This window comes from Membranihabitans marinus (genome assembly GCF_019802045.1).
Lineage (GTDB): Bacteria > Bacteroidota > Bacteroidia > Chitinophagales > Saprospiraceae > Membranihabitans > Membranihabitans marinus_A.
The window spans coordinates 273,714-298,620 of record NZ_JAHVHU010000007.1 but is presented as its reverse complement, the minus strand read 5'-3'; the positions used below and the strand labels follow the sequence as shown (position 1 = coordinate 298,620).

Here is a 24,907-nt window from a genome sequence, read left to right as displayed (position 1 = left end):
AATCGTAGGACACCCTTTCAAAAACACCTGCATCGCTGACATCACCGCAATAACAATACATCAAACCCCACCTGTTTTTTTTGACCATTCAACAATTCCAAGGCCACCTGTACCACATATACGCCCGATTCGGCTTCTTGTTCACCGTAATATCCATTCCAGCCCCGCTGCAAAGAACCCGATGCATCGGAATAATCCTCCTTATAGATCGCATTCCCATACCGGTCAAAAATCTCTAATTGCAGGATCTGCTTGATGTTGTCCATAGGAGCGACACTATAATAATCATTCATCCCGTCTCCATTTGGTGTAAACACATTGGGAAATTGGTAGTCCGTTTTACTATAATCCGGAATAAATACTTCAACCAACAAGGTATCTGTATACATACACCGATCGTAGACCTCTGCTGAAAAAAGTAATTCTCCACTTTCCTGAGGCACATACTCCATATCCACTTGATCGCTGATCTCCACACTGCTGTATTGCCAGGAAATATCGGTCAACCCCGTCGGCTCCGCCACCGCATAGTTTAAAGTATCATGAATATTAATCCGTATAGCGGCAGTATCCCACACCGTCAATTTCTCGGGCCCGGCATAGACCGTCACGCTCGTATCCAGTGTACATTCATCCTCATTCCAGAGCTGTACCTGGTAAGTTCCAGGATCCGTGAAGCTGGCCACCGAGCCGACGTTTAGGACAGGCCCGCCCTCAATCTGATATTGGAGGGACGGATCTGGTGGATCATTTAAATCCTGCACCTCAAAATGCACTTCATCATCCCCCGGACACAACACCATAGAGGCAGCATCCCACGTCACATAGATTTCCTCCGGATTCGTGAGAGTGTAACTTACCGTATCTACACATCCTTCTTCGTCTTTTGCCCGTATGGTATACTTTCCCGGTTCCAGGCCGGACACGATATCATCAATAAATGATGCACTACCATGGAGCAGTTCATATTGATAGTTTTGATTGGATGGTGCAACAGCTACCGCAAGCTGCCCGCCCATCGGGTCGATGCAGGTCGGTTGTATTACGCGACTGGCATCGATATTTACTTCAAAGTTGGGAGGAACTTGTTCCAGAACGATAAAATCTTCTGTGATTTCAAAGCCAAAGGAATCCCGAATGGTGAATTCATAATGCCCGGGTGGCACATCCGGAATAACAAACGGGGTCGATACTACCATTGAATCCGGAACCTCGACAGAATGGAAGGAATACGTATAAGGGTATGCCGGCTCACTGATTACATCCAGTTTGATCCGATGTGTTCCATCCATGGTGTTACACAATTGATTGAGGTCGTAGATCAGTTCCCGGTCCTTCAGCACTTCAATCGAACCGTCTCCCAAAAGAAAATCAGCCTCCAAACCATGGATATAAAAAGACGATGCCGGATCATCCTGGTCGCGGAATCGCAGGGGAATCGTAGTTCCTTCGTCGGTGAGTGGCTTTCCGCACCATTCGAACAGAACACTGCTGTCGGTCAGGGTCAGGGTATCCAACCCGGAGGGAAAACGGATCTTCACCCCTTCCATATTACCACCATGATCCACAGAAGCAAACTCCAAATAGGGCTCCAAAGCTGGGTGGACATGACTAATTCCTGAATAAGCCAAAGAATCCGTATGCCAGGATAGGACAGCGCTGAGCCCTGACACTGATTCAAAATTTCGGACACGTACCGGGACACCTAGACTGCTGTTCCGATATCCGGTGACGGTATCAGCGATGAGCTCCACGGCCGGAAAAGCCCAGTTTTTACCAATTTCAAGAGTAGAACAATCGTAATTTTTCCAGGTAATTTCAAAATTGAATACACCTTTTGATTTAGGGAACTGCAGACGAAACGATCGATTGTCCGTCATCACAAAGGAGATTTCTTCACCAGTTTCCTGATCTGTAAAAGAAAAGTCAAAAAAGTCTGTTATGGATGTGTCAACGGGCCAGTTCGTAAATGAAATTTCATCAAAATGAACCAATTCGTGCTGTTCCGGAGAATAGACCATATGGATGGCGGAGTGTCTAAACAACTTGACACAATCTTCTTCCATCCAAGTGTCGGGATCGGTTCCATTGGTATTGGACACCATCACCGGCATGAGAAAAAATGCACCAGACACATTGTCCAGATTCGTTAGTGTGGAGATATCAATCAACTTTGACGGATCGGAAAAATACAACGGTAAACCATTGATATCCTTGTAAACCGCGTCATTGAATTCATCGATGGTCAGCACAGACTTCCCCGGATCTCGTTTCATAACAACCAGTAAAATACCGGGAGGCGTGGAAGGTTCAGGATCAACATATCCCACCAAAGCCTTGGAAGGCAACTTAAATTTCAGATCTCCACTTTTCGAGCATGGAACCAAATACGATTGTATCTGACGATCACCTTGTGCGGTTACTTCAAAATATTCAATAGGGTCGATGTCCACTGACGCACATTTCTGTGAAAAAAGTGAAAAAGCCATTAACCAAAATGGAATAACCAAGCCAAATTTCATAATCTGTCTTTACTATCCGGAAACATCATTTCGCCATAACCATTTAAAAAACGATGAGTAAGATGGGAATACACATTTCAGGTTTTTCTTATTCACTGTAAACAAAGAATAGACCAAATCGGTATTTCGATGCTGTTAATTATAAAATATCCCCAGAAACGACGTGAATCCTCCATTTTTTAGAATACGATGGGTCCATATAGTCCAGGGGTCGATATCTGGTATAGATCATTTATGCAAAGCGACTTGCACACCTTAGGCCTTTAGGTACAACTCATAATTATCCTCGCCAAAACATACAAAGTACACCGTCTTCAGATAATCAGAAGTCGTATTCCTGACCACGTCCAAAGCAATATGGGCTGCTTTGGCTTTGGGAAAATTATACACGCCGGTCGCTATATTGGGGAAAGCGATCGAAGTTAATTCATTCGCTTCAGCCAGCGCTAAAGAATTTTCATAACACTTCCGCAATAAGTTCGCTTCATCATGACCTCCTCCTTTCCATACCGGACCAACTGTATGGATCACATACCGGGCATCCAGGTCACCGGCGGTTGTTATCACAGCTTCGCCAGGCGGACATTCACCCTGTTTTTCACGTATTTTCTTACACGCTTCAAGTATTGCGGGTCCGCCAGCCCGATGAATAGCGCCATCTACACCTCCTCCTCCCAGCAGGGATGAATTCGCTGCGTTTACAATGGCATCAGCTTTGACTTTGGTGATATCTCCTTTTTGTACGATGATTTCCATGGTTGTTGCTTTAAGTTGTGGATCGACTAGTACGGCAAATTCTAAAGGTCCATACTTATCAAAACCTCCCGCAGATCATGCAGATTAACGCAGAAATTACCACGCCGTCGGCGTGTTCAAAGCGTATTTCTGCGAAAATCAGCTAAATCTGCGGGAAATAAAACTATAGCTATTTAGTTTTTGATGCATTAGTGCTCTGTCTCATCATTTATTAATAACCATTCATTTAATACCCCAATAAAGACCCCAGCCACCGCTCCATCTCTTCCATATCCATTCCTTTCATAGTGGCATAGCTTTCGACCTGATCCCGATCGATCCTGCCAACCCCAAAATATCGTGAATCCGGATGTGAAAAATACCAACCGGATACAGCCGCTGCAGGGTACATCGCATACGAATCGGTCAATTCTATTTGCGTATTTTTTGTCGCATTCAAAAGTCGGAATAATTTCTCCTTCTCCGTGTGGTCCGGACAGGCCGGATAACCCGGGGCAGGACGGATTCCCTGGTATTCTTCCCGAATCAATTCTTCGTTTGTGAGGCTTTCATTGGGTTGATATCCCCAGTAAGAGGTACGCACCTTATGATGCATCATTTCGGCCAATGCTTCCGCACACCGATCCGCCATCGCTTTGAGCACGATGCTATTATAATCATCGTGTGCATCAACATATTTTTGAACGTGAGCCTCTATTCCAAGGCCGGCTGTCACAGCAAATCCACCGATATAATCCATCTTACCCGATGATTTGGGTGCAATAAAATCGGCCAGACTCAGATTGGGAATCCCTTTGGCTCGTTTGACTTGCTGCCGAAGAAATAATAGTTCTTCCCGGACCGTCTTGCCATCCGATTCATAAACATATACCTTATCACCTTCACTCTGTGCCGGGAAAAATCCAACAACAGCATTTGCTTGCAACCAATTTTCATCGATCATACGTGCCAGCATTTCCTGTGCATCATCGAACACCTTCCGGGCTTCCTTACCGACCACCTGGTCATCAAAAATATCGGGATATTTTCCCTTTAACTGCCAGCTTTGGAAATACGGGGTCCAGTCGATGTAGTTTTTAATTTCCCGAAAATCGACTTTATGAAATGTTTTTAAACCCAATAAATCGGGCTGTGGGGGAGTATATCCTTCCCAGTCCAGGTTCAACTTGTTTTCACGAGCCTCATCAATTGTCACAAACCTTTTTTTCCCCACGTTCTTTCTTCGTGCTCTGATCGCTTCATATTCCGCACTTATGGATTCGATGAAAGTCTGTTTCTTCTCTTTATTTTCTCCGATCAAAGAAGAAACTGTGGAGACACTTTTGGAAGCATCCAGTACATGAACCACGGGCGGTGCATAGTGTGGTTCGATTTTGACCGCGGTATGTATCTTGGAAGTCGTTGCTCCACCTATCAACAGCGGCAATTCAAATCCTTGGCGCGTCATTTCTTTCGCTACATGCACCATTTCATCCAATGATGGCGTAATCAAACCACTCAACCCGATGACATCCACCTTTTCTTCGATGGCTTTGGCCAGAATTTTTTCGGCCGGAACCATCACGCCCATGTCAATGATTTTATAGTTATTGCATGCCAATACAACACCGACGATGTTCTTACCAATATCATGAACGTCTCCTTTCACCGTAGCCAGGAGCACTTTTCCAACTGCTCTGTCTTCATCTGATTTCTCAGCTTCCAGATAAGGAGTCAAGTAGTTGACGGCCAGCTTCATCACCCGCGCACTTTTTACGACCTGCGGTAAAAACATTTTTCCGGCACCGAACAAATCCCCCACGACGCTCATGCCGTTCATCAGAGGCTCCTCAATAACGGTCAACGGAGAATCATATTTCTGACGAGCTTCTTCTGTATCTTCGATGATAAATTCTGTAATCCCTTTCACCAGTGAATGCTCCAGTCGTTTTTCCACGGTATTTTTCCGCCAGGACAGATCACGTTCGACCTTTTTCCCTTTATTGCGGACCTGTTCTGCATAATCTACCAGTTTTTCCGTCGCATCCGGATGACGATTAAAAAGCACATCTTCGATCAGGGTCAACAGCTTTTCAGGAATATCCGCATACACCTCCATCATTCCTGCATTCACGATTCCCATATCCATTCCGGCCTGCACAGCATGGTATAGAAAAGACGCATGCATAGCTTCCCGGACAGTATTATTGCCCCGAAAAGAAAACGAAAGATTGCTCACTCCACCGCTAATCTTAGCTAATGGAAACAATTTTTTGAGTTGTTTTACTGCTTCAATAAACTCGACCGCATAATTATTGTGCTCCGCAATCCCCGTTGCCACAGCAAAAATATTGGGATCAAAAATAATATCCTGGGGTAAAAAGCCGACCTCTTCCACTAAAATACGATACGCCCGGGAACATATCTCAACCCGACGTTCAGCGGTTTCGGCCTGACCTTCCTCATCAAAGGCCATCACCACCGCAGCAGCGCCGTATTTTCGCACCTTGCGCGCGTGTTCGATAAATTCTTCTTCACCTTCCTTCAGCGAAATGGAGTTGACAATGCATTTCCCTTGGACACACTTCAATCCGGCTTCAATCACCGAAAACTTGGAAGAGTCAACCATAATCGGTAATCTGGAAATATCAGGTTCTGACATAACCATGTTTAGGAAATTTTTCATCTCATCTGCAGAATCCAGGAGCCCTTCATCCATATTCACATCGATCACTTGTGCTCCTCCTTCTACTTGTTGGCGAGCCACCTCCAGGGCCTCTTCGTACTTCTTGTTCTTGATCAGCCGTTCAAATCGCTTCGACCCGGTGACGTTGGTCCGCTCACCCACATTGATAAAATTGGATTCCGGACGCACTACCAGCGCTTCCAGTCCACTGTATTGACTGTATGGTTCCTGAGGCTCAGGTTTCCGTGGCGTCAGCCCCCGGACAGCTTCAGCTATTTCCCGAATGTGGTCCGGTGTGGTGCCGCAACACCCACCGACGATGTTGACAAAATGACTTTCCGCAAAATCACGAATATATGCCCGCATTTCTTCCGGATCCTGATCATACTCACCCATTTCATTGGGCAATCCGGCATTGGGATAGGCACTGATATAGGTATCAGCGATGCTGGCCAGGTTCTGCAAGTAAGGGCGCATCTCTTTGGCGCCCAGGGCACAATTCAATCCCACGGCCAGTGGCCGGGCGTGTGCTATGGAAATCCAAAAAGCTTCCACGGTCTGGCCCGACAGAGTTCGTCCGCTATTATCCGTAATGGTTCCACTAATAATCAATGGCATATGCCGACCCGTCTCTTCCTCCAGATCAAGAATAGCATGAATGGCTGCTTTGGCATTGAGCGTGTCAAAAACCGTTTCGAGGAGGAACAAATCCACCCCACCCTCCTGAAGTGCCCTGGCTTGTTCTTTATATATTTTATGAAGCCCATCATAATCGATCGCGCGGTACTCTGGTCGATTCACATCCGGAGACAACGAGGCGGTTTTGGAAGTAGGGCCCAGTGCCCCGGCCACGTATTTGGAAGATCCCGGGTGTTTTTTCATATATGCATCAGCCGCTTTGCGAGCTGCCTGCGCTCCGCCAAAATTTATCCGCTGCACCAAATGCTGCATCGAATAATCCGCCTGTGACACCGACGTGGCATTGAATGTATTTGTCTCGATAATGTCGGCCCCAGCCTCCAGATACTGATAATGAATGGATTCGATAATAGCTGGTTGCGTGATGTTCAGCAAATCATTGTTGCCTCGCACATCCGTCGGATGATCTAAAAATTCATCGCCACGAAAATCCTTTTCACTGAGCTTCTGATCCTGAATCATGGTGCCCATTGCACCATCGAGAATAACGATTCGGTCGTGTAATACTTCTTGTATACTTTGCTTCATGCTTTAAAAAATTGACATTCCGGTACGTTTCGTATTGAGTCTGAACGCAACACTGCCCCAGATATTATTGTTTTGATCCTCCCGGCGAAGCCCCAAATTAAGATCCAAGTAGGCATCATGCCATAGCATAAACGTCAGGCCGGCCTGTAAACCGGTCACCTGCACTCGTCGGCCCTGCAAGGTACGCACTCCGTAGTTCATGACACGCGTTGTTCCCGATTTTCTGATATCGCTCCCGTAGTTTTTTCCATCGAAATCCAAGCCCTGGGTATGATGATAAAGCACTCCAAACATCTGCCAGCGGTGGTGTGGCCGGTAATCCAGGCGCCCGATAAACTCTCTGAAATTAGCGCCCAGAGGATGAGCCAAAGGCGAATTGTAATGGGTGTATGCGGACAAAGTATCCCGGTGAGAATAGTTGTAAGGGCGTACGGTATTGTACTCGGCAGTGGCGTTTAAATTATTAATCCCACCCACATCAAACAACTTCGCCCCGAGCTGCAGCCCCCACTTGTTCGCCCACCATTGGTTACCGCCAAACAATTCGGATGATTTAAATTCATCGAGCACAAATTGGCTGTAGAGGTCGAGCCTATCGAAGAGAGTAGATTTAAAATCGAGCCCCAGTAAAATATTGTCCGGACTCCCGATGGCGCGTTCGACCGTCCGAAAGAAAATCACCGGAAGAAGGTAATGCCACTCCAGTTGTTGTTGGCGATTGAATACGACCGATTCAAAAAGCCCCAGGTGCGCCTTGTTCCAAAGTCTAAACTGAAGCATGTGCGTAGCCATGAATTTTTTGGGCAACAACTGATCGCCGGACACCTGCCGGGCACTCAATCCCGATAATTCTGCGATCATGTAGCGATATTTCAACTTCCAAATCTGTATATCAAAATTGAGATGAAGATAGTTTCCTCCAAAGTCGGACAAAAGCAGGGACTGGATCCCGTTTCCGATAAATTCCCGCCCGTACCCGAATCGGGTGTAAGCATACTTTCCGATCGGAAAGGTCAGGTGGGCTTCTCCATCCAGCACATCCAGACCCCGGATCGCTGGCACTACAGAGCTCTGATATCGGGTGTAAAAAGTAAATCCGGGACTGGATTTGTATGTACTGGTATAGCGATTGATGTAATCCGGTCTGGAAAACTGGAGTTCTTCAATCTTCGTGTCGATAAATATCTTGTTTTCAATGCCCATTCGAAGCGCCAGCCCCTTTCGATTTTCAAATAGATTGGGTAACCCATCGCGTTGTCGGCCATACTTCCATTGGATCACAGGATTCACCCCCATAAAAAAGTCTTTTTTGCGGACAAAAATTAGAGTGCTGGAATACGGATAAAAGGCGTTCAGCCAGGCATCTTTTTTTTGGGGAACCAGCGTGGCGTTTTGGGAATGGAGGTCGGACAGAAAAGCGGTATCTGTAAACCATTCCGGGGAATCATTAACCAAAGACCGCACTACCTCCAAATCGCGCTCATTCAATGTCGATACAGGAAGACTCATGACGTATTCCACCACCCTTTTTCGGCTCAGGGTCCGGGACGATGGAAATATCCGTTCGCCTCCGGAATATTTTGCAACCAACCGTTGGATCTGTTCATATTCCATGGAACCCAGTCGGACTGGATTGTCTTGGGCACAGACCGGCCGTCCCACCAGGAGCAATCCGACGAACGCCATAAGAATGAACTTTCTCATACCGTAAATTTCAATAGCTTTTCCTTGATATCTTCTATAAACTGATCTCCATCCAAAAATACTACTTCGATGGGAAGAATAAATACATCAATGCCTTTGCTGCGAAAATAAGGAAGGTGTGGAACCAGGCGGATAAGGTCTTTTTCCGTCGTCAGGAAAATTTTTTTTGCTTCATCCATTTTTTCATAGGAATCTATGACTGTAGCAATATCGTGTTTTGTAAACGCATAATGGTCCCTGAACTTTCGATGAAAATAATGTATCTCTTTAGATTTTAAAAACTGAACAATCGGTTCGGGGTTGGCTATGCCGGTCATCAAAAACACGGATTGATGTTCCAATAAGATCCGTTGCTCTGTATCAAATGCATTGTAGGCCGTGTGGTATTTCAGGGAGGAGAAATAAAGTTTTTGGTGGGATTTTGGATTAATTTCTTGCTGAATGGCCTGTTTCTCCGTGTCGGCTAGGGTGTTTGGGCATTTCGTCACGATAATGATATCCGCTCGTTCTACCGCACTCCGGGGTTCACGCAGGCGTCCCATCGGGAGGAGAAAATCTTTTGTAAATCGATTATTGTACTCGGTTAAGACAATATTGAGATAAGGACGAACACCCCGATGCTGAAAAGCATCATCCAGCATGACCAGTTGTATTCCGTCGTAATTCTGTAAGAGTTGGGGAATCGCCAGTGCTCTTTCTTCCCCGACGGCAACGGCCGTATTGGGATATTTTTTCTTCAGAAGCAGAGGCTCATCGCCCACCTGGGTATAATCCGTATCTTCTGTTACATTTTTATACCCCTTTGTTTTTCGCTTGTATCCCCGACTCAGGACACTAACCTTAATGAATGGGCTCAACTGCCTGATCAGATATTCAATCATAGGGGTTTTACCACTGCCGCCGGTGTTTAGATTCCCTACAGAGATGACGGGAACATCAAAAGAGATCGACTTCAACAAATTCACATCATACAGGAAACTTCTGATGCCGATAATCGCCCTGTATATCAATGTAAATGGGAAAAGTATAATTCGTAAGATCCATGTATCTGTCATGATTTCAATAGTATAGCCTGACCGATCCTGCACTGCGCACATTTGCGGTTCATACAATAGGACTTGTAAAGATACAGAAGTGCCTGAGAATCGAGTGCATGTTCTACCGTCACATCCAGTTTTTTCCACATTCGGATAATACTGTTGGTTTCCGCGGGGAGATTTTCCAATATCCGTAAGGCTTTGTCTTTGACCGACTGATCGCGCTTTTTGACACCTGTAAAGAAGAGAAAGGGTACCAAAACATTAATAAATATGGAATCCTTACTGGAAGCACCCATTTTTTTGATGCGACGTTGTTTTGACTTTATATCAAACCGATAGTGGTCGTTCCAGTAATTGCTGGCTGAACAATCCAATTTGTCCACCAGCTCCAACCAGTCCAGGGAATACATCAGAGTTTTTCCATACGCATACAAGAAGTCAGCCAATTGCGCTATGCGGATGGTCGGGAAGTTTTGGGGGCGCATTCGGGCATAGTTCCATACGGTCGGATCGATGGGATCGAGGTTGTACTTTTCAGCCAGGAAATTATATTCTTTATACAACTTCCGGGGGTATTCATCTTTCGCATCAGGTGTGAGCATTCCGGCCTGCCCGTAGAGCAGACTCTCAAGCTGCAGCTTATTGTCCAGGTGCCGTGCAATTAGTTTGAATTTTAAGGTATTGGCCAACCATTCAAATGCCGTATTGTTTTTGGAGAAACCGAAAGCACGACACAATAATTTGAACAGGGTTTCCTGAAAGTTTTTATCGCTGTATAAAAAGACTTCTTCCACCTGCGTCTGTTTCTCCTGTAAGCGCGATACAGCCATGCGTTCTTTCCAGGACGTGATGTTTAAACGGGAGACAGTATGTAGGAGCTTTTCACAGGGAATCATATCATACTGATACGATGACAAATACCGGTAGGTTTCCAGAATATCATGATCTATTCTGGACTTCAGCTCCAGCGTTGGAATCTTTTCTCCATAGGGGTCCGTCACCGGTTGGTCGTCCTCGTAGACCACGTGCAGGATCACATTGAAATAGTCCGGATTGCCTTCATGACCATGTTTCAGCCAATCGGACGAACGAACATGAACTTCAACTTTACCCGCCCAAAGCTGACCATTGATCCGCATGCGGGCATCCATAAAATCAGGTCCCTGATCATAATTCAGCGTACCGGCTTTCATGATTTCCAGGGCAGCTCCTTCTGTCGACCGAAGACCAGCTTGATCATACTTTTGGGTCCGCCAGATATACTGCAGAAAATCTTCGTTAATTATGGGACTATATTCGTTCATACACTTTGAAAACGTAATTATATTCATTCTTATCATCGGCCAAATGAGGTTCCTCCGAAACCAGCTTCCATTCTTCCGGGTTCCATTCGGGAAAAAAGGTGTCACCTTCAAACTCACCGTGCACTTCTGTGATATAAAGCCGGTTCAGGTGGGGAAGACTGTGTTCATACACCATGGCTCCACCAATGATAAAAACCTCCTCGCTGTCCGTGTCCCGGGCGAGTTCCACTGCCTCACCGATGGAATGTGCTACCAGGATATTGGACGATATAAAATACGGGTCCCGGGTGACTACGATATTGGTTCGCTTGGGCAGGGGGCGTCCGATGGACTCATAGCTTTTGCGTCCCATGATCACCGGGTGTCCCAGCGTAGTTTTTTTAAAATATTTAAGATCTGCCGGCAGGTACCACGGCAGATCATTGTCCTTTCCGATGACATTGTTGGACGATATAGCAACGATGGCAGACAGTATCATGGCATTGGTTTTTTATTGATCAGATCAGAATCGAGCACCATCTTTTCCACCCATTTTTTGCTGTCAGAAATTTCTCCTTTCAGATATTTTTCGATCATCAGACCAGCAATGGGCGCAGCCTGGGTACTACCCCAACCTCCATTTTCAATAAATACAGCAACGGCAATTTTTGGGTCATTTTTGGGTGCGAAGGCGATAAACACCGAATGATCCTTTCCGCTGTTTTCTGAGGTTCCCGTCTTTCCACCCACTTCAATTCCGGGGACAGCCGCTAATCCTCCCGTACCAAAATCAATTACTCCCTGCATCCCATCCTTTACTGGTGGAAAATAATCCGGATCGATATCAACCGAACGTTCCTTTCGGAACCGTTCCGGGATCCGTTCGGCTTCTCCATCGATGCTTTTTATCAAGTGCGGGGTCTTGAACTTCCCTTCGTTGGCTATGATGGATACAGCATTGGCCATTTGAAGGGTCGTCAATTCGATTTCTCCCTGGCCGATGCCATTAGACAGGATATAAGTGAATCGCCAATCTCCTTTGTTTCGGTAAATTTCATCATAATAAGCCGGCGTCGGGTTAAGTCCTGTTCCTTCCATGGGCAGATCGATGCCCAGTTTTCGGCCGATTCCAAACTTGCTCAGATAATTGTGCAAATCAAACAAACCTTTTTCAGGATGACTGTAACCATACTTGTTGATCAAATCCCGGTATATGGTAAAAAAGTAGGTGTTACACGATCGGGTGATGGAACTTTTGAGGTCGTTGTTTCCACCGCCGGCATGACACCGCCAGACATTGCTCTTATAAAAATAACCACCACCACAATAAATGTGTTCGTGGGGTGTGATCACTTTTTCCTGTAGCCCAATCAAGGCCAGGATGGGTTTTAACACACTACCCGGCGGATAGTGTGCCATCATGGACCGGTCGTAAAACGGCTTTAGCGTATCCGCAAATAATTCCTGAAACCGCTCACCGCGATTCTGACCGATCGATAGGTCATTGAGATTGAAATCAGGTGAACTTAACATGGTCAAAACCTCTCCACTAGCTGGTTCTATAGCCACGATCCCGCCTTTTTTATTAATCATTAGTTCCTCGGCATACCGCTGAAGATTGATATCCAGAGTCAGGGTCAAATCATTTCCTGAAATTGCTTCCTGGTTCAGCGAACCATCCAGATAATCGCCAACTTGGCGCCCCAGATTATCTTTGAGCTCATATCGGTGCCCCTTGACGCCCCGAAGCAAATCCTCGTAATAAAGTTCGATCCCGCTTTTTCCTACATAATCCCCCGAAACATAAATGGCACTGTTTCTATCGAGCTCTGCTTTACCGATCTCTGAAATATATCCCAACACGTGCGAAGCAGTGGGATACTTGTACCCCCGGACCGCCTCCTTAGTCACAAAAAACCCTGGAAACATGTACAGGTATTCTTTAAAGCGCAGGGCTATGCTATCCGGTACGCGGGATAAAAATGTAAAGGGAGTAAATTTTGAGTAGCGGATATCCGACCAGTTTCGCTGGATGTTCTTCTCATAATATTCCTGATCGATGTGCAGCAAGTCAAAAAGCAGTGTGGTGTCGACGGGATCAGGGAGCTCATTATAGACCACGTTAATGTCGTATACAAACTTATTGAACACAATCAATTCACCGTTGCGATCATAAATCAGCCCCCGGGACGGCTTTTGGATCGTCTTCACCAGGGAAGCTGTATTGGCCTCGACCTGAGACTGCGCATCCAGGACCTGTACTTGTGCCACGCGGAAGAGCAAAAATGCAAATCCCACGGCAATAATACCGGCAATAATTCTAAACCGACCTTGTGAATCAATGGTCATATTCGTGTTTATTCTTTTGGATCAAAAACAATCATGGTGATGACAATGACAACATAAGAAATCAAAGCACTCAAAATGGTTCTTAACAGGATATAATGTACTAATTTAAATTGAAAAATGTCAATTAAACTCACTGCAAAACAGTGCAATGTGATCATAACTGCTGCGTACAACAAAAACCACCGCAAATTGATCGCAGAAATCGTCGGTGATATATTCACCTTGTATCCGCCACGAGGAACCATGAGATTGATCACGTACGGCCGCACAAACCCCGCAAATGCACCCGCCCCCGAATGCACGCCGGGGGTATTTTGAAATATATCTACGATAAGCCCGGTGACAAAACCCAATATGATAACCGCAGAAGCCGGGGTCCGAAGGGGCAATAAAAAAATGATCAACGGATACAAAAACACCTCGATAAAGGGAATTGAAAACCAGGTGATTTTTACAAAATTAAAAATCAATATCTGCGCCAGCAACAGCAGCAACGCACGGATGATATTCACTCGGTAGACACTCATTGTTCCTCCTCATCCATTAACTCAGAGGATACCGTATCCGCCTCTTTCCAGGTATCTTCTATGATATAACACGCATTGAGCGTGTACAAATCCTCAAAGAGGCTGACATAGACCGTGTAATCATTCTCACCACTCTCGAGATTAAAATAATCAATCGAACCAATCGGCAATCCGGGCGGAAAAGAAAATGAATACCCACTCGTGACGATGGTGTCTCCAATTTCAAGTTCTACATGTCTCGGAATTTCCCGCATGACCACGGTTTGCAGGTTATAGGGTTCCCATTGGATAACCCCCAGTGCGTTATTGTTTTTGACTTTTGCACTTATGGAAGATTCGATGTTATACAATGATATCACCTTGGAATAGTCCTGGTTCACCTGCGTCACGATGCCCACGGGCCCGTCTTCTGTGATGACCCCCATACCGGGTTTGATGCCAGCGTTCCGGCCCGCATTTATAGTCAAAAAATTGTGAAGTGACGAAAATGAATTGGAGATGACCTTTGCGGGAACAACCCGGTAGCGATAAACATCATCGTCCTCACCAACCGTCAGGCTGTCGGGATGAGCTGCTTCTGCTTTTAACTTCTGTTCCAGATTAAGAAGTTCATTTCTCAACCGCGCATTTTCACTAGTTAAAGATTCATTTTCTTCTCCGAGATGAAAGTATTGGGTAATCGTCTTAAAATGGGATTGGGCGTACCCGGTAATTTGATTGGATGTACTTAAAAAAATGGATTTCCGGCGATTATCAAAGTTTACGGCAAGATTAATACTGATAATCTCCAGTATGATAAACACAATGAAGTGAAGGTTGTGAAGAATGAATCGTATAAAATTTCCCATATATTATCAGGATTCTCACACATTCTTACGATCGATCAAAAATGAGAATTTACCTATATTTTCCAACGCTATGCCGGTGCCGATAACAACGGCGCGCAACGGGTCGTCCGGAACATGCACATCCAGTTTTGTTTTCATGGATATCCGCTTATCCAGTCCTCTCAACGCAGCGCCGCCACCGGTCAGATAAAGTCCTTTCCGAAAAATATCGGCAGCCAGCTCCGGCGGAGTGGCTTCCAACGCCTTGAGAATAGCTTCTTCGATTTTGGATATCGATTTATCGATGCAGGTCGCTATTTCCTGATAAGAAATGATCCGTTGCTTGGGAATCCCCGTCATCAGGTCACGGCCGTTCACCGGAATATCTCCCGGCGGTTCATCGAGCTCCTCGAGTGCGGATCCAATTTTTATTTTGATGTTTTCAGCTGTACGCTCTCCGATCAGCAAATTGTGTTCCCGTCGCATGTAATTCACAATATCAGACGTAAATTCATCGCCACCAGTCCGGATAGATTGATCCGTCACGATTCCGGATAAAGCGATCACTGCTATTTCAGTAGTTCCGCCCCCGATATCAATAATCATATTCCCTTCAGGCTCTTCCACATTGAGCCCGATACCCAATGCAGCTGCCAATGGTTCATGGATGAGGTAGGTTTCCTTAGAATCGACATGATCCGCGCTGTCAAAAACAGCCCGTTTTTCGACCTCGGTAATTCCGGAGGGAATGCAAATCACCATCCGAAGGTGGGTAAAAAAACTTTTCCGACTGTCGATCATGTTGATCAGCCCCTCAATCAGGTTTTCAGCTGCCTGAAAGTCTGCTATGACACCGTCTTTCAATGGCCGGACTGTCTTGATGTGTTCATGGGTTTTTTCATGCATCTGCATGGCCCGGGTTCCCACGGCTATGACTTCCTGTGTACGCCGGTCTATGGCTACGATCGAGGGTTCATCTACGACTACCTCTCCATTTTGGATAATCAGGGTATTTGCCGTTCCAAGGTCAATGGCCAATTCCTGCGTAAAGAAGCTAAATAATTTCATATTGTATTAATGGCTGTACCAAGCACGCGTCGCTCAAATAATATTTAGTTACAACTCGATTTTCGAAATCCAAGTATTAAAGTCCCAAATTTAACATCAATTTACTACTACAGTAAATAATTCCTCCTTTTTCAGGTATTTTTTTACCAGTCGGGGAATTTCTTCTGCCTCTATTTCATCCAATCGATCAAAAAAACCATAAATCCAATTCACCGGCATGCCCTCCAGCGTTAAGATTTTAACGATTTCTGCTTTTGAAAACACCCCATCCAACGAGCTCAACAGGTAGCCCTTGATGTAGTTCCGGACCATTCGCAACTCCTGATCGGATATAATATCCTGTTCCAGTTGTTGGATTTCATGATAAATCATCTTAATGACCTTGTCAATATTATCCGTTTTAATATCAGTACCGATCATAAAATACGCATCGTGCTTCATCGGCTCCAAATCCGAATAAATATTGTAGGTTAACCCTTCCTTTTCCCGAATATTTTGCATCAGCCGGGAACCGAAAAATCCGCCCAGCAAGGTGTTCACAAAATGTATAGGAATGTAATCGGGATGATTTCGCCGGATAATCCGTTTGCCCATCTTTATGGAGCTTTGTGTATTGAACGCATAATCATTTTTGAGATAGATCACATCGGGATGCGAGACCCTGTTCTTAGAATACTCGGGCGAAAAACTCGTGGGGTTGTATCGTTGATCAGGCAACGCATGGATATGATCCAAAAGCTCTTTTTTGATGTCCGAACTCACAGAGCCGGACAAGAACACTTTAAAATTTGGTTTGCAGTAAAAAGTGTCGTGAAATGCCTGAAGATCTTCGACCTGGATCTGTTCGATATCTTCACGCGTCGAATTGTATCCGTAGGCGTGTTGACTTCCAAAAATTTTTTCCGTTAAAATACGAAACGACAAAGCATCATTATCAGCCAACGCTAATTTAAGTTTTGACTTAGCCCTCTTTTTGAGTCTTTTCAGATCTATTGCGTCAAACTCCGGCTGGGTAATAATCTCAAAGACAAGTGGAATCAACTGTCGGCAATACCGAGAAAGACATACCAATGAAAAGGAAGCATAGTCCAGATGATACTGGACATGAAAATTCGCACCATAAAAATCAAAAAGATCGTTGATATCGTCTTGATTTTTGAACTGGGTGCCTTCTTTCAGCATCCGGGCACAGAACCGCGAGCTTAGTTTTTTTTGTTCCACATGGCGACCCCGGTTGAGGACAATTTCGATTTTCACCAAATCGAGTTCATGCGTAGCAGGTATCGTGTACAACGCACAATCCTCCAGGATCACGTTGGTCTCATACTCAAAAGCGGCGGGCTTTTGAATGGGCGCTATTTCGGGTACTTTTATCACCTTCTGGTTTTGATCATCTGGTCAAATGTATAAATTAATTTTTTCGCCAAAGAATAATATCAGGCGCTCGCTCAAGATTGATACGCATAAGAGTTCCCTCAACCGGAAAAGGACAACCTTATTCTAGGTAATCCAGTGCGTGTTTTCCAGCAAATTTTTCTTATGTTTATACCCTGAAATAAAAAAGTAAAAAACAGCATGAAATTTTCCGTTTCTTCTAGTGATTTTTTGAAAAAAACAGTGATTGCATCTGGTGTAATCCCCACGAATCCAATGATGCCCATTTTAGAAGATTTTCTACTGGAACTGAATGGAAATGAGCTCAAGTTAACCGTGTCAGATCTGGAAACTACCATCTACTCGACCATAGAGGTGCAAGGCGAAGAAGATGGGAAAATAGCCGTTCGGGGGAAGATTCTGAGTGATACCCTAAAGGCGATTCCTGATCAACCCGTTCAGTTTGTCAAGGAGGACGAATCCAACATCCTCAATATTCTGACCAACAACGGAGAATATAAGCTGGCCTGTGACGATTTTGAGGAATTTCCGGAGATTCCAGATACGCACATATCGCAATCCGTCAACATTCCCAAAGAGGCTATGAAGGCAGGCATTGAAAACACCATCTTTGCCACCAGCAATGATGAAATGCGTCAGGCCATGATGGGGGTTTATATTAAAGTGGAAGAAGACAAGCTGACCTTCGTTGCCACGGATGCTCACAAACTGGTCAAATATACCTACCTCGATATTACGACAGAGATGGAGGGCTTTATGATCATTCCGAAAAAATCGCTTTCTCTCCTCAACATGGCCCTCGATGGCGATGGAGACGTGGTCCTGAATTACAGCAATTCACATGTGTTTATTCAGTCCGGTGAAACAGAGATTGCCTGTCGACTGATCGACGCCACTTTCCCCAATTACAACGGCGTGATCCCCACCAACAATCCAAATATTCTAACGATCAACCGAAAAGATCTGTTGAGCTCGTTAAAGCGGATTTCCATCTATGCGAACAAATCCACCAACCAGATCGTCATCGACCTGAAGAACGATAAAATTGAAATCCAGGCGCAGGATCTGGATTATTCCAATGAAGCCCATGAAACCCTTTCGTGCCAGTACTCCGGTGATGAAATGCAGATCGCTTATAACTCCAAGTTCCTGATCGAAATGCTGGGCATCTTGGATTCGGAAGAAGTCATGCTGGAAATGTCAACCCCAAATCGGGCGTCGCTTCTACTGCCTTCATCCAGCGCTGAAAAAGAGGACCTGCTGATGCTGGTCATGCCAGTAATGGTTAATGCTTAATAATTGATGGTTGATGGTGGTTGGGATGCTCCCTCCTGCTTCGCAACAGGAGATGAATTGTACTTTGGTCGTTGGGGCACTCCGCTTTGGTCGTTGGTTGTTGATCGTTGGTGACTGGGGATTGGAAATGGAAAGTTGAAAGCTGAAAATTTTTAAGAGTTTCATGAAAATAGGTCTCTTTTTTGGTTCTTTCAATCCGGTTCATACCGGACATATGATTATAGCGAATCACGTGGCAAACTGGTCTGATTTGGACCAGGTCTGGCTGGTCGTCACACCGCAAAACCCATTTAAAAAACGATCCAACCTGGCACCGGATTACGACCGATTGCACATGGTACATCTCGCGATCGGAGAAAATGATCAGCTCCGGGCGTCCAACATCGAATTTGGAATGCCCAAACCGTCTTACACGGTCGACACTCTCACCTATCTCCAGGAAAAACACCCGGATTATGAGTTCACCTTGATCATGGGCGGTGATAATCTGGCCAATCTCCACAAATGGAAAAACTATAAGGTCATTCTGGCGAACCACCACATTCTGGTTTACAAGCGGCCCGACTATGCATTGGGCGATTTGGCGAACAGCGATCGCATAACCATCATCGATGCACCACTGATGGAAATCTCATCCAGTTTTATTCGAAAATGCCTCAAAGAACAAAAATCGGTTCGGTATTTGGTCCCGGATGCGGTATGGAAGTACCTGGATGAAACACCGGTGTACTGAGGATAATTTTTAAATCTGAGTTTTTAATTCATTCAGATAGGGGGTTAATAATTGGTCGTTTGTAGTTTGGGTTAGGGAGTTTTAGCTGGAGGGCCACTAAGTATTAAGAAAAAGAACGCAGAGCGGTCCAAGTATGTTAGAAGAACGTTCTATGACCTAAAATCGACTTCGGAGAAGTTGCAATAATTATCTTTGGAGTTGAGATTGGGCACCCAAACATTTATTTGTAGGAGCAGAAAGCACACGTGAATAATGCTTAAGCAGCAATTGGTAGAGCTGTATTTTTTTTTAATTCAAGATAATTGTATTCTAGGGTTCTTATCGAATGATTGGTATGCAATAAGAGCAGAAATGGCATTGTTCAGAAATCTCTGGATAGATCGGTGTCTAGTGCTCCGTTTCATAAATAATGTATACAACTTCTGAATTGAATCACTAGCATTTCTCCTCCCCGAATGGCGCCTATCGGCTTATTCGGGGTTATTTACTTTCAACACCTCCGGCGTTGTTGGGTAATCAATATGAGATCGAGTACATTGAAATTTTGTAATAATTAGAGATCACCATTATTCAGAACCCTGGACGGGGTTTTACCTGAATAACCCCCGACAAACATAGTGCAGTCGGGGGTTAGAGACCATCCCTATTGAGCACCCTGTATGGGGTTCAATGTGAAGCATAAGAGCGAAAATGAAAAGGGTGTTTTTAGGGGATGAAACTTTGCCCTAAAATCGGTATATTCATTCTCACTGCTATCATGCTCCATAGCACCTGCCGCGTCATGCGGTATATAATTCCGCATACACCAGGCAATAACCCGGCGAACTCCCAGTGTAATCATAGCGTTAGCAACATATAAGAGGAGTACAGATAAAGATTGAGGTCCGCATCAAAAAACAAGAGATTTTACCATGACAGAATTCGTTCTCCATCTGGCCAATTACTATTTTTATACTTTCCATGCTGTATTGATCCTTTTCAACTTGTTTGGATGGATGTATCCCGCTACGAGAAAAGTAAATCTGATCACCTTATTGGTCACCTTTGGATCCTGGTTTTTACTGGGACTGTGGAAAGGATGGGGATACTGCTTCCTCACTGACTGGCATTATCAAATCTTACATGCCCTGGGAGAAAGGGGAATGCCCCCGAGTTACATTGCATTTCTGGTCGAAAAATTAACGGGCTGGCAACCCGGCCCCTGGCTGGTTAATACTTTTACCGTCGGCCTGGCGATTCTGGCACTGATGTGCTCCGTTTGGGTGAATATCAGAAGTCGTAATCTATAGAAAGCTCGATTTGCATGAATCCCGTTAATTCGCTAAATTAGAGGATGATAAAATCATGACCTTGCTGAATAGACGAATGACCCAAGACTTTTCAAAAAACTGAAAAGTGAAATAATATGGCAACTAAAGAAATGAAAACATTCACGCCTGAAGAAATGAAAGATGAATTTATTGGCAAAGTTGGCACCCAAGAACGAGACAAATACGAATACGAGCTCCGAATGGAAATATTAGGACGAATGATCAAAGCTGCCCGAAAGGAGCGACATTTGACCCAAGAAGAACTGGGCAAACTCGTAGATGTAAAAAAGCCGACCGCCTAACATCGGCTAGAGCAAATGCGGTCTAAAGTGCCAAAATGAAAGAATTTCCACTAAATAGACCAAATGTTAAAAGGATAGGTAAGTGCCTTGTAATCTTGCATTTGCCATAGCAGTAGCAGCAGCAGTAGCCATAATACCCACACGCAACAAAGTGAATTGAAAAATCAAATAAAATGGACAAAAATCTATACCAAATAAAAACGGAAATCTATGACAAATGCTCACTTGAGATTTCGGACTTTAAAACTGAAAGTAAAGAATATAATGCTTGTCGAATTGAACTTAATGGACTGCATGTTTTGAGTAGAAATGCCAAAATAACGCCAAACAAAGTCGGACAATTTGTTACCTTTTGGAAACGAAATGGAAGTGGACCGATTGAACCTTTTAACGAAAAGGACCGAGTTGATTTTTTTGCTGTAAACGTGCGGACGGAAAACGAGTTTGGGCAATTCGTTTTCCCGAAATCTGTGCTGATTAAAAGAGGAATTCTCTCAACCGAAAAGAAAGAAGGTAAACGAGCTTTTAGAGTTTATCCAAATTGGGATACTGTGAAAAGCAAATAAGCTGAACGAACTCAAAAATGGCAACTGAATTATTTTTATACAATAAACAGTTCGATTGATTTACAAAAAGTGACCGAATTGTATAAGTATTCTACTTAATCCAGGCGCTTCCAGATCGTTTCACGCTGACGAATCGCCTGGATCAATCTGTGAATCGTGAACCCATAAGGATCTGGAAACACAAATAACTCCGAACTCATAAAATAAGTTGAGCGGTGAGGGTTACATCGTAACTTATTTAAATGATACCCACGACAGAAAATAGCCTGCCGGGGCTTAAAAATTTTTCCGAAAATTTCCAGACTTACCGGATGATTTGTAATTTACAATCCAAGAGCACTCAACAACCCGGCTGCTGTACAAATGTAAGCAGCAAACACCCCCGGGTAGCTGATTGGCTTCAGATCATAAAGCCCACTGCCTACAAAGTCCATAAAAAGATGAACTACAACAACAAAAGATTTAGTCCGGTGGCAAACACAGAAAACGGAGAAACCTCTGCGCAAACCATCTTTGAATACAAGCAAAACGGAAATATTTTAACATCCCAATACAGCGGGGGAGAAATTGTAAAAGGCCATTTAATCGGACTCGTCGATGATCAGGGGAATATTGAAATGCGGTATCATCAGGTCAATAAAAAAGGCGGATTAATGACCGGAATATGCTTCTCAAAACCTGAAATATTAGAAAATGGAAAAATCCGGCTGCACGAAACCTGGGAATGGACGTCCGGAGACCTTTCCAAGGGGAAGTCCGTATTGGAGGAACTGTAAAATAAAGCGTGAAAAACACCAGCGCACCACAAAGTTAAGAAGCTAGGCTCACATCTGAGCTCATATGGTAAATACGGCAGCTCCTCTGGTACACTAGTCAGTTTTTACTTGAAGTTGATTCTTTCGGTAGATGCCACAACTCCGCTATCTGGTGGTTCAACTCAAACTTTGGTTCTAACATAGAATGAAAAAAAAGAAAGTCAAACGGATAATCAGAATCGCATTGTTGATCGGAACGATCGGTTCGATGTTTTTTGTACCTTGGATTTTAGTCAAAGCCTGGATACGTCCGCTTCCGGATACCGTTCAGGAACAGGTCGACGAAGCCATCGATCAGGGGTTTGACGGAATGATTGTCTATATAGATCAAGCCGGCAAACCACCCCGGTATTATACCGGTGGCTGGCACAACCGGGAATCTAAGATTCCGGCCAGACCGCAGGCACTTTTTAAGATAGCCAGCATTAGCAAGCTCTATGATGCCGTAGCGGTCACCAAATTAGTCCGAGAAGGTCGGCTTTCTCTGGACAAGACGATCGCTGAATATTTACCTGAACTCGTGGGAAGCATTGAAAATGCGGAGAAAATTACTTTGAGAATGATGATCCGGCACAGAAGCGGGATCCCCAATTTTACAGATGCCCCAAACTTTTGGGCTGCTCCTACCGAAACCTATGAAGAAAGTCTGGCATTGATACAGGGCAAACCAGCCAATTTTGAACCCGGCGAAGACTATGAATACTGCAACACCAATTATTTGCTAATCAACAAAATAATGGACGATGTACTGGGGTATGAAAATTTTCAATACATCCGGGAAGAAATTCTCAGGCCGCTGAACCTTCACCACACCTTCAGTTCACTCCGGGATGTAAATATAGACGATGTGATGAGCGGCTATCATGTAGGACACCCCTTTGATCTAAAAAAAGACGAGCATGGCATGTTAGCTACGGCAGAAGATGTGGGGGTTTTCCTTCGAGCACTCAACGATGGATCCGTGTTCGGTCCCGGAGAACAAGACATTTATTCTTCGGTATATAACTATGCGCATTCGGGGTGGGTGCCCGGATACCAAAGCTTCGCAAGATACCACCAGGATATGGATGCTGTTGTGGTTGAATTCTACAGCACCACGGACCCCAAGCTGTACTATTGGAATTTATCAGAAATAATAAATAATCGGATCGTTAAAATAATTCGCAGGTAACGCAGCGCTTCTGATCCATAATTTGGTTAATCTGTTTCCACCACACCATCCCGGATAGACATCCAGCTAAAGTACGTGTAAAAGCAAATTACTCCAAAAAACAACATCAGAATAGTGTTCCAGTCCTGGATAATATCATACAACCACCCGACAAAAAACGGGCCACCCGCTGCTATATAATACCCAAACGACTGCGCCATTCCTGATAATTTGACCGTGTTCTCGCTTTTCTGCGTGCTTTTGCTGATCAAATAATAAGACAGGCTAATGCTACCTCCGGTGGCCTGTGCCATAATCGTCAACGCCAGATACAGCACCCAGCGCTCCGAACTCAACAACAACCCAAACGCCAGAAAAAACGTAGCTCCCATAATCAATACCAAGTAACGAAGATACCCGGGACGATCTGCCAATATGGGCATGACATACACTGCACCCAGTGAAACTATTTGCATATAGAATATAGCCCAACCACTTTCTTCGATTGAAAACCCTTTGGAAATTAATATCTCAGGCCCCCACGAAGCTAATGCGTAAAAAATAAACGACTGAATACCCATAAAGATGGTGATCTGCCAGGCCCGTCGATATTTTAACAAATTTAACCCTTTCACCGTATGTGCGTTTTGGTTCTTCGGTGCATAGCGTGATTTTAATTGAATCATCCATACCGGTATCGTAATCAAAGTCAACACCGCCCAGATCATTAATCCACCGCGCCACCCCCACTGAAGATTCACCGAAAGGGGTGCTGTCACCCCCGATCCCAGCGCCGAGAATACACTCATACCCAGCGTATAGGTTGCGGTCACCATAGCAGCGTGCTGGTCGAGGCGGTTTTTTATCAATGGAATGAGCGCAACATTGCATATCGCAATGCCTCCACCCATAATCACCGTCGCCACATACAACAAATAAATACCACCCAGACCCCTCAGAATAGTCCCGGAGCCGATCATCACCACCCCGATCATCAGGGTCATTTCAAAGCCCACCCATCGTGTCAGTCGAGAGGTAAACAAGGACGCTGTCGAAAATGCCAGCAAAGGCAAGGTCGTCAGCAGACCCAATTGGGTATGGGTCATCCCCAGATCATCCTGGATCAATCCCAGTATCGCACCAACGCTGGTGAATCCGGGACGTAGATTGAAAGAAATAAGTATGATGCCCAGAAACAGCAACAAACCAGATCTGGACCAGGTGGAAAAAGGCTTCAATATGTTGGTTTTTTTTCCCGTATCGAGCAAAAGTAACCAAACGAGGTGATATAAAAAATTTAAGGAAATGATCAAAAATGTGTATTTTCATTTTTTAACATACGACACCAGACCATGCGAAGCCCATTGATAGC

The 24,907-nt window shown here is 44.7% G+C and carries 19 protein-coding genes and 1 pseudogene; 7 read left to right on the top strand and 13 right to left on the bottom strand.

Annotation, left to right across the window (positions count from 1 at the left end; genetic code table 11):
- Positions 1 to 41 precede the first annotated feature (41 nt).
- The 12 genes from KUV50_RS08600 to KUV50_RS08545 all read right to left on the bottom strand — a co-directional run bounded on the left by KUV50_RS08600 (position 42) and on the right by KUV50_RS08545 (position 17,345).
- Positions 42 to 2,522 carry a gliding motility-associated C-terminal domain-containing protein gene (locus KUV50_RS08600; protein WP_222579716.1) on the bottom strand — a complete coding sequence of 827 codons (2,481 nt, stop codon included), beginning with the start codon at positions 2,520 to 2,522 and terminating at the stop codon, positions 42 to 44.
- A gap of 255 nt (positions 2,523 to 2,777) precedes the next feature.
- A complete protein-coding gene (locus KUV50_RS08595) occupies positions 2,778 to 3,278 on the bottom strand; it encodes an O-acetyl-ADP-ribose deacetylase (RefSeq protein WP_222579715.1) in 501 nt (166 codons plus the stop codon).
- Between the two features lie 226 nt (positions 3,279 to 3,504).
- Entirely contained in the window at positions 3,505 to 7,170 is a 3,666-nt protein-coding gene (gene metH / locus KUV50_RS08590; RefSeq protein ID WP_222579714.1) for a methionine synthase, read from the bottom strand.
- Between the two features lie 3 nt (positions 7,171 to 7,173).
- On the bottom strand, positions 7,174 to 8,874 hold the full coding sequence (locus tag KUV50_RS08585; protein ID WP_222579713.1) for a hypothetical protein: 1,701 nt from the start codon (positions 8,872 to 8,874) through the stop codon (positions 7,174 to 7,176).
- Positions 8,871 to 9,929 carry a tetraacyldisaccharide 4'-kinase gene (gene lpxK / locus KUV50_RS08580; RefSeq protein WP_222579712.1) on the bottom strand — a complete coding sequence of 353 codons (1,059 nt, stop codon included), beginning with the start codon at positions 9,927 to 9,929 and terminating at the stop codon, positions 8,871 to 8,873. Before lpxK ends, KUV50_RS08585 begins: the two co-directional genes overlap by 4 nt.
- Complete coding sequence (locus KUV50_RS08575; RefSeq protein WP_222579711.1) at positions 9,926 to 11,218, bottom strand: DUF2851 family protein; 1,293 nt, start codon at positions 11,216 to 11,218, stop codon at positions 9,926 to 9,928. Before KUV50_RS08575 ends, lpxK begins: the two co-directional genes overlap by 4 nt.
- Positions 11,205 to 11,696 (bottom strand): type 3 dihydrofolate reductase, encoded by a 492-nt coding sequence (gene folA / locus KUV50_RS08570; RefSeq protein WP_222579710.1) that lies wholly within the window; start codon positions 11,694 to 11,696, stop codon positions 11,205 to 11,207. The genes KUV50_RS08575 and folA overlap by 14 nt, the downstream gene beginning before the upstream one ends.
- On the bottom strand, positions 11,693 to 13,546 hold the full coding sequence (gene mrdA / locus KUV50_RS08565; protein WP_222579709.1) for a penicillin-binding protein 2: 1,854 nt from the start codon (positions 13,544 to 13,546) through the stop codon (positions 11,693 to 11,695). Before mrdA ends, folA begins: the two co-directional genes overlap by 4 nt.
- Before the next feature lie 8 nt (positions 13,547 to 13,554).
- Positions 13,555 to 14,073 (bottom strand): hypothetical protein, encoded by a 519-nt coding sequence (locus KUV50_RS08560; RefSeq protein ID WP_222579708.1) that lies wholly within the window; start codon positions 14,071 to 14,073, stop codon positions 13,555 to 13,557.
- Positions 14,070 to 14,921 carry a rod shape-determining protein MreC gene (mreC, locus tag KUV50_RS08555; protein WP_222579707.1) on the bottom strand — a complete coding sequence of 284 codons (852 nt, stop codon included), beginning with the start codon at positions 14,919 to 14,921 and terminating at the stop codon, positions 14,070 to 14,072. The genes KUV50_RS08560 and mreC overlap by 4 nt, the downstream gene beginning before the upstream one ends.
- A 15-nt stretch (positions 14,922 to 14,936) precedes the next feature.
- Positions 14,937 to 15,968 carry a rod shape-determining protein gene (locus KUV50_RS08550; RefSeq protein ID WP_222579706.1) on the bottom strand — a complete coding sequence of 344 codons (1,032 nt, stop codon included), beginning with the start codon at positions 15,966 to 15,968 and terminating at the stop codon, positions 14,937 to 14,939.
- 96 nt (positions 15,969 to 16,064) lie between these two features.
- Positions 16,065 to 17,345, bottom strand: a complete 1,281-nt coding sequence (locus KUV50_RS08545; protein ID WP_222579705.1) for a M16 family metallopeptidase — start codon at positions 17,343 to 17,345, stop codon at positions 16,065 to 16,067.
- A 198-nt stretch (positions 17,346 to 17,543) separates the two neighbouring features.
- On the opposite strand from KUV50_RS08545, the gene dnaN reads away from it, so the two are divergent.
- The 7 genes and pseudogenes from dnaN to KUV50_RS08510 all read left to right on the top strand — a co-directional run bounded on the left by dnaN (position 17,544) and on the right by KUV50_RS08510 (position 23,556).
- Entirely contained in the window at positions 17,544 to 18,659 is a 1,116-nt protein-coding gene (gene dnaN / locus KUV50_RS08540; protein WP_222579704.1) for a DNA polymerase III subunit beta, read from the top strand.
- Positions 18,660 to 18,822: 163 nt separating this feature from the next.
- Positions 18,823 to 19,392 (top strand): nicotinate (nicotinamide) nucleotide adenylyltransferase, encoded by a 570-nt coding sequence (nadD, locus tag KUV50_RS08535; protein WP_222579703.1) that lies wholly within the window; start codon positions 18,823 to 18,825, stop codon positions 19,390 to 19,392.
- Between the two features lie 911 nt (positions 19,393 to 20,303).
- Positions 20,304 to 20,681, top strand: coding sequence for a DUF2784 family protein (locus KUV50_RS08530; RefSeq protein ID WP_222579702.1), 378 nt, complete (start codon positions 20,304 to 20,306; stop codon positions 20,679 to 20,681).
- A 116-nt stretch (positions 20,682 to 20,797) separates the two neighbouring features.
- A pseudogene (locus tag KUV50_RS08525) lies at positions 20,798 to 20,992 on the top strand (transcriptional regulator); the annotation flags it as partial.
- Positions 20,993 to 21,177: 185 nt separating this feature from the next.
- Positions 21,178 to 21,570: a MepB family protein gene (locus tag KUV50_RS08520; protein ID WP_222579700.1), complete on the top strand. Its 393-nt coding sequence runs from the start codon at positions 21,178 to 21,180 to the stop codon at positions 21,568 to 21,570.
- A 440-nt stretch (positions 21,571 to 22,010) separates the two neighbouring features.
- A complete protein-coding gene (locus KUV50_RS19705) occupies positions 22,011 to 22,346 on the top strand; it encodes a n-acetylglutamate synthase (protein ID WP_410000036.1) in 336 nt (111 codons plus the stop codon).
- A 184-nt stretch (positions 22,347 to 22,530) separates the two neighbouring features.
- Positions 22,531 to 23,556: a serine hydrolase domain-containing protein gene (locus KUV50_RS08510; RefSeq protein ID WP_222579698.1), complete on the top strand. Its 1,026-nt coding sequence runs from the start codon at positions 22,531 to 22,533 to the stop codon at positions 23,554 to 23,556.
- Between the two features lie 26 nt (positions 23,557 to 23,582).
- On the opposite strand, the gene KUV50_RS08505 is transcribed toward KUV50_RS08510, so the two are convergent.
- Positions 23,583 to 24,773, bottom strand: a complete 1,191-nt coding sequence (locus tag KUV50_RS08505) for an MFS transporter (protein ID WP_222579697.1) — start codon at positions 24,771 to 24,773, stop codon at positions 23,583 to 23,585.
- Positions 24,774 to 24,907: the final 134 nt, after the last annotated feature.

Bases quoted from the DNA above. Each gene is read 5' to 3' on its own strand.
- KUV50_RS08600 (WP_222579716.1), bottom strand. From the start codon at position 2,522: ATGAAATTTGGCTTGGTTATTCCATTTTGGTTAATGGCTTTTTCACTT.
- KUV50_RS08595 (WP_222579715.1), bottom strand. From the start codon at position 3,278: ATGGAAATCATCGTACAAAAAGGAGATATCACCAAAGTCAAAGCTGAT.
- metH (WP_222579714.1), bottom strand. From the start codon at position 7,170: ATGAAGCAAAGTATACAAGAAGTATTACACGACCGAATCGTTATTCTC.
- KUV50_RS08585 (WP_222579713.1), bottom strand. From the start codon at position 8,874: ATGAGAAAGTTCATTCTTATGGCGTTCGTCGGATTGCTCCTGGTGGGA.
- lpxK (WP_222579712.1), bottom strand. From the start codon at position 9,929: ATGACAGATACATGGATCTTACGAATTATACTTTTCCCATTTACATTG.
- KUV50_RS08575 (WP_222579711.1), bottom strand. From the start codon at position 11,218: ATGAACGAATATAGTCCCATAATTAACGAAGATTTTCTGCAGTATATC.
- folA (WP_222579710.1), bottom strand. From the start codon at position 11,696: ATGATACTGTCTGCCATCGTTGCTATATCGTCCAACAATGTCATCGGA.
- mrdA (WP_222579709.1), bottom strand. From the start codon at position 13,546: ATGACCATTGATTCACAAGGTCGGTTTAGAATTATTGCCGGTATTATT.
- KUV50_RS08560 (WP_222579708.1), bottom strand. From the start codon at position 14,073: ATGAGTGTCTACCGAGTGAATATCATCCGTGCGTTGCTGCTGTTGCTG.
- mreC (WP_222579707.1), bottom strand. From the start codon at position 14,921: ATGGGAAATTTTATACGATTCATTCTTCACAACCTTCACTTCATTGTG.
- KUV50_RS08550 (WP_222579706.1), bottom strand. From the start codon at position 15,968: ATGAAATTATTTAGCTTCTTTACGCAGGAATTGGCCATTGACCTTGGA.
- dnaN (WP_222579704.1), top strand. From the start codon at position 17,544: ATGAAATTTTCCGTTTCTTCTAGTGATTTTTTGAAAAAAACAGTGATT.
- nadD (WP_222579703.1), top strand. From the start codon at position 18,823: ATGAAAATAGGTCTCTTTTTTGGTTCTTTCAATCCGGTTCATACCGGA.
- KUV50_RS08530 (WP_222579702.1), top strand. From the start codon at position 20,304: ATGACAGAATTCGTTCTCCATCTGGCCAATTACTATTTTTATACTTTC.
- KUV50_RS08520 (WP_222579700.1), top strand. From the start codon at position 21,178: ATGGACAAAAATCTATACCAAATAAAAACGGAAATCTATGACAAATGC.
- KUV50_RS19705 (WP_410000036.1), top strand. From the start codon at position 22,011: ATGAACTACAACAACAAAAGATTTAGTCCGGTGGCAAACACAGAAAAC.
- KUV50_RS08510 (WP_222579698.1), top strand. From the start codon at position 22,531: ATGAAAAAAAAGAAAGTCAAACGGATAATCAGAATCGCATTGTTGATC.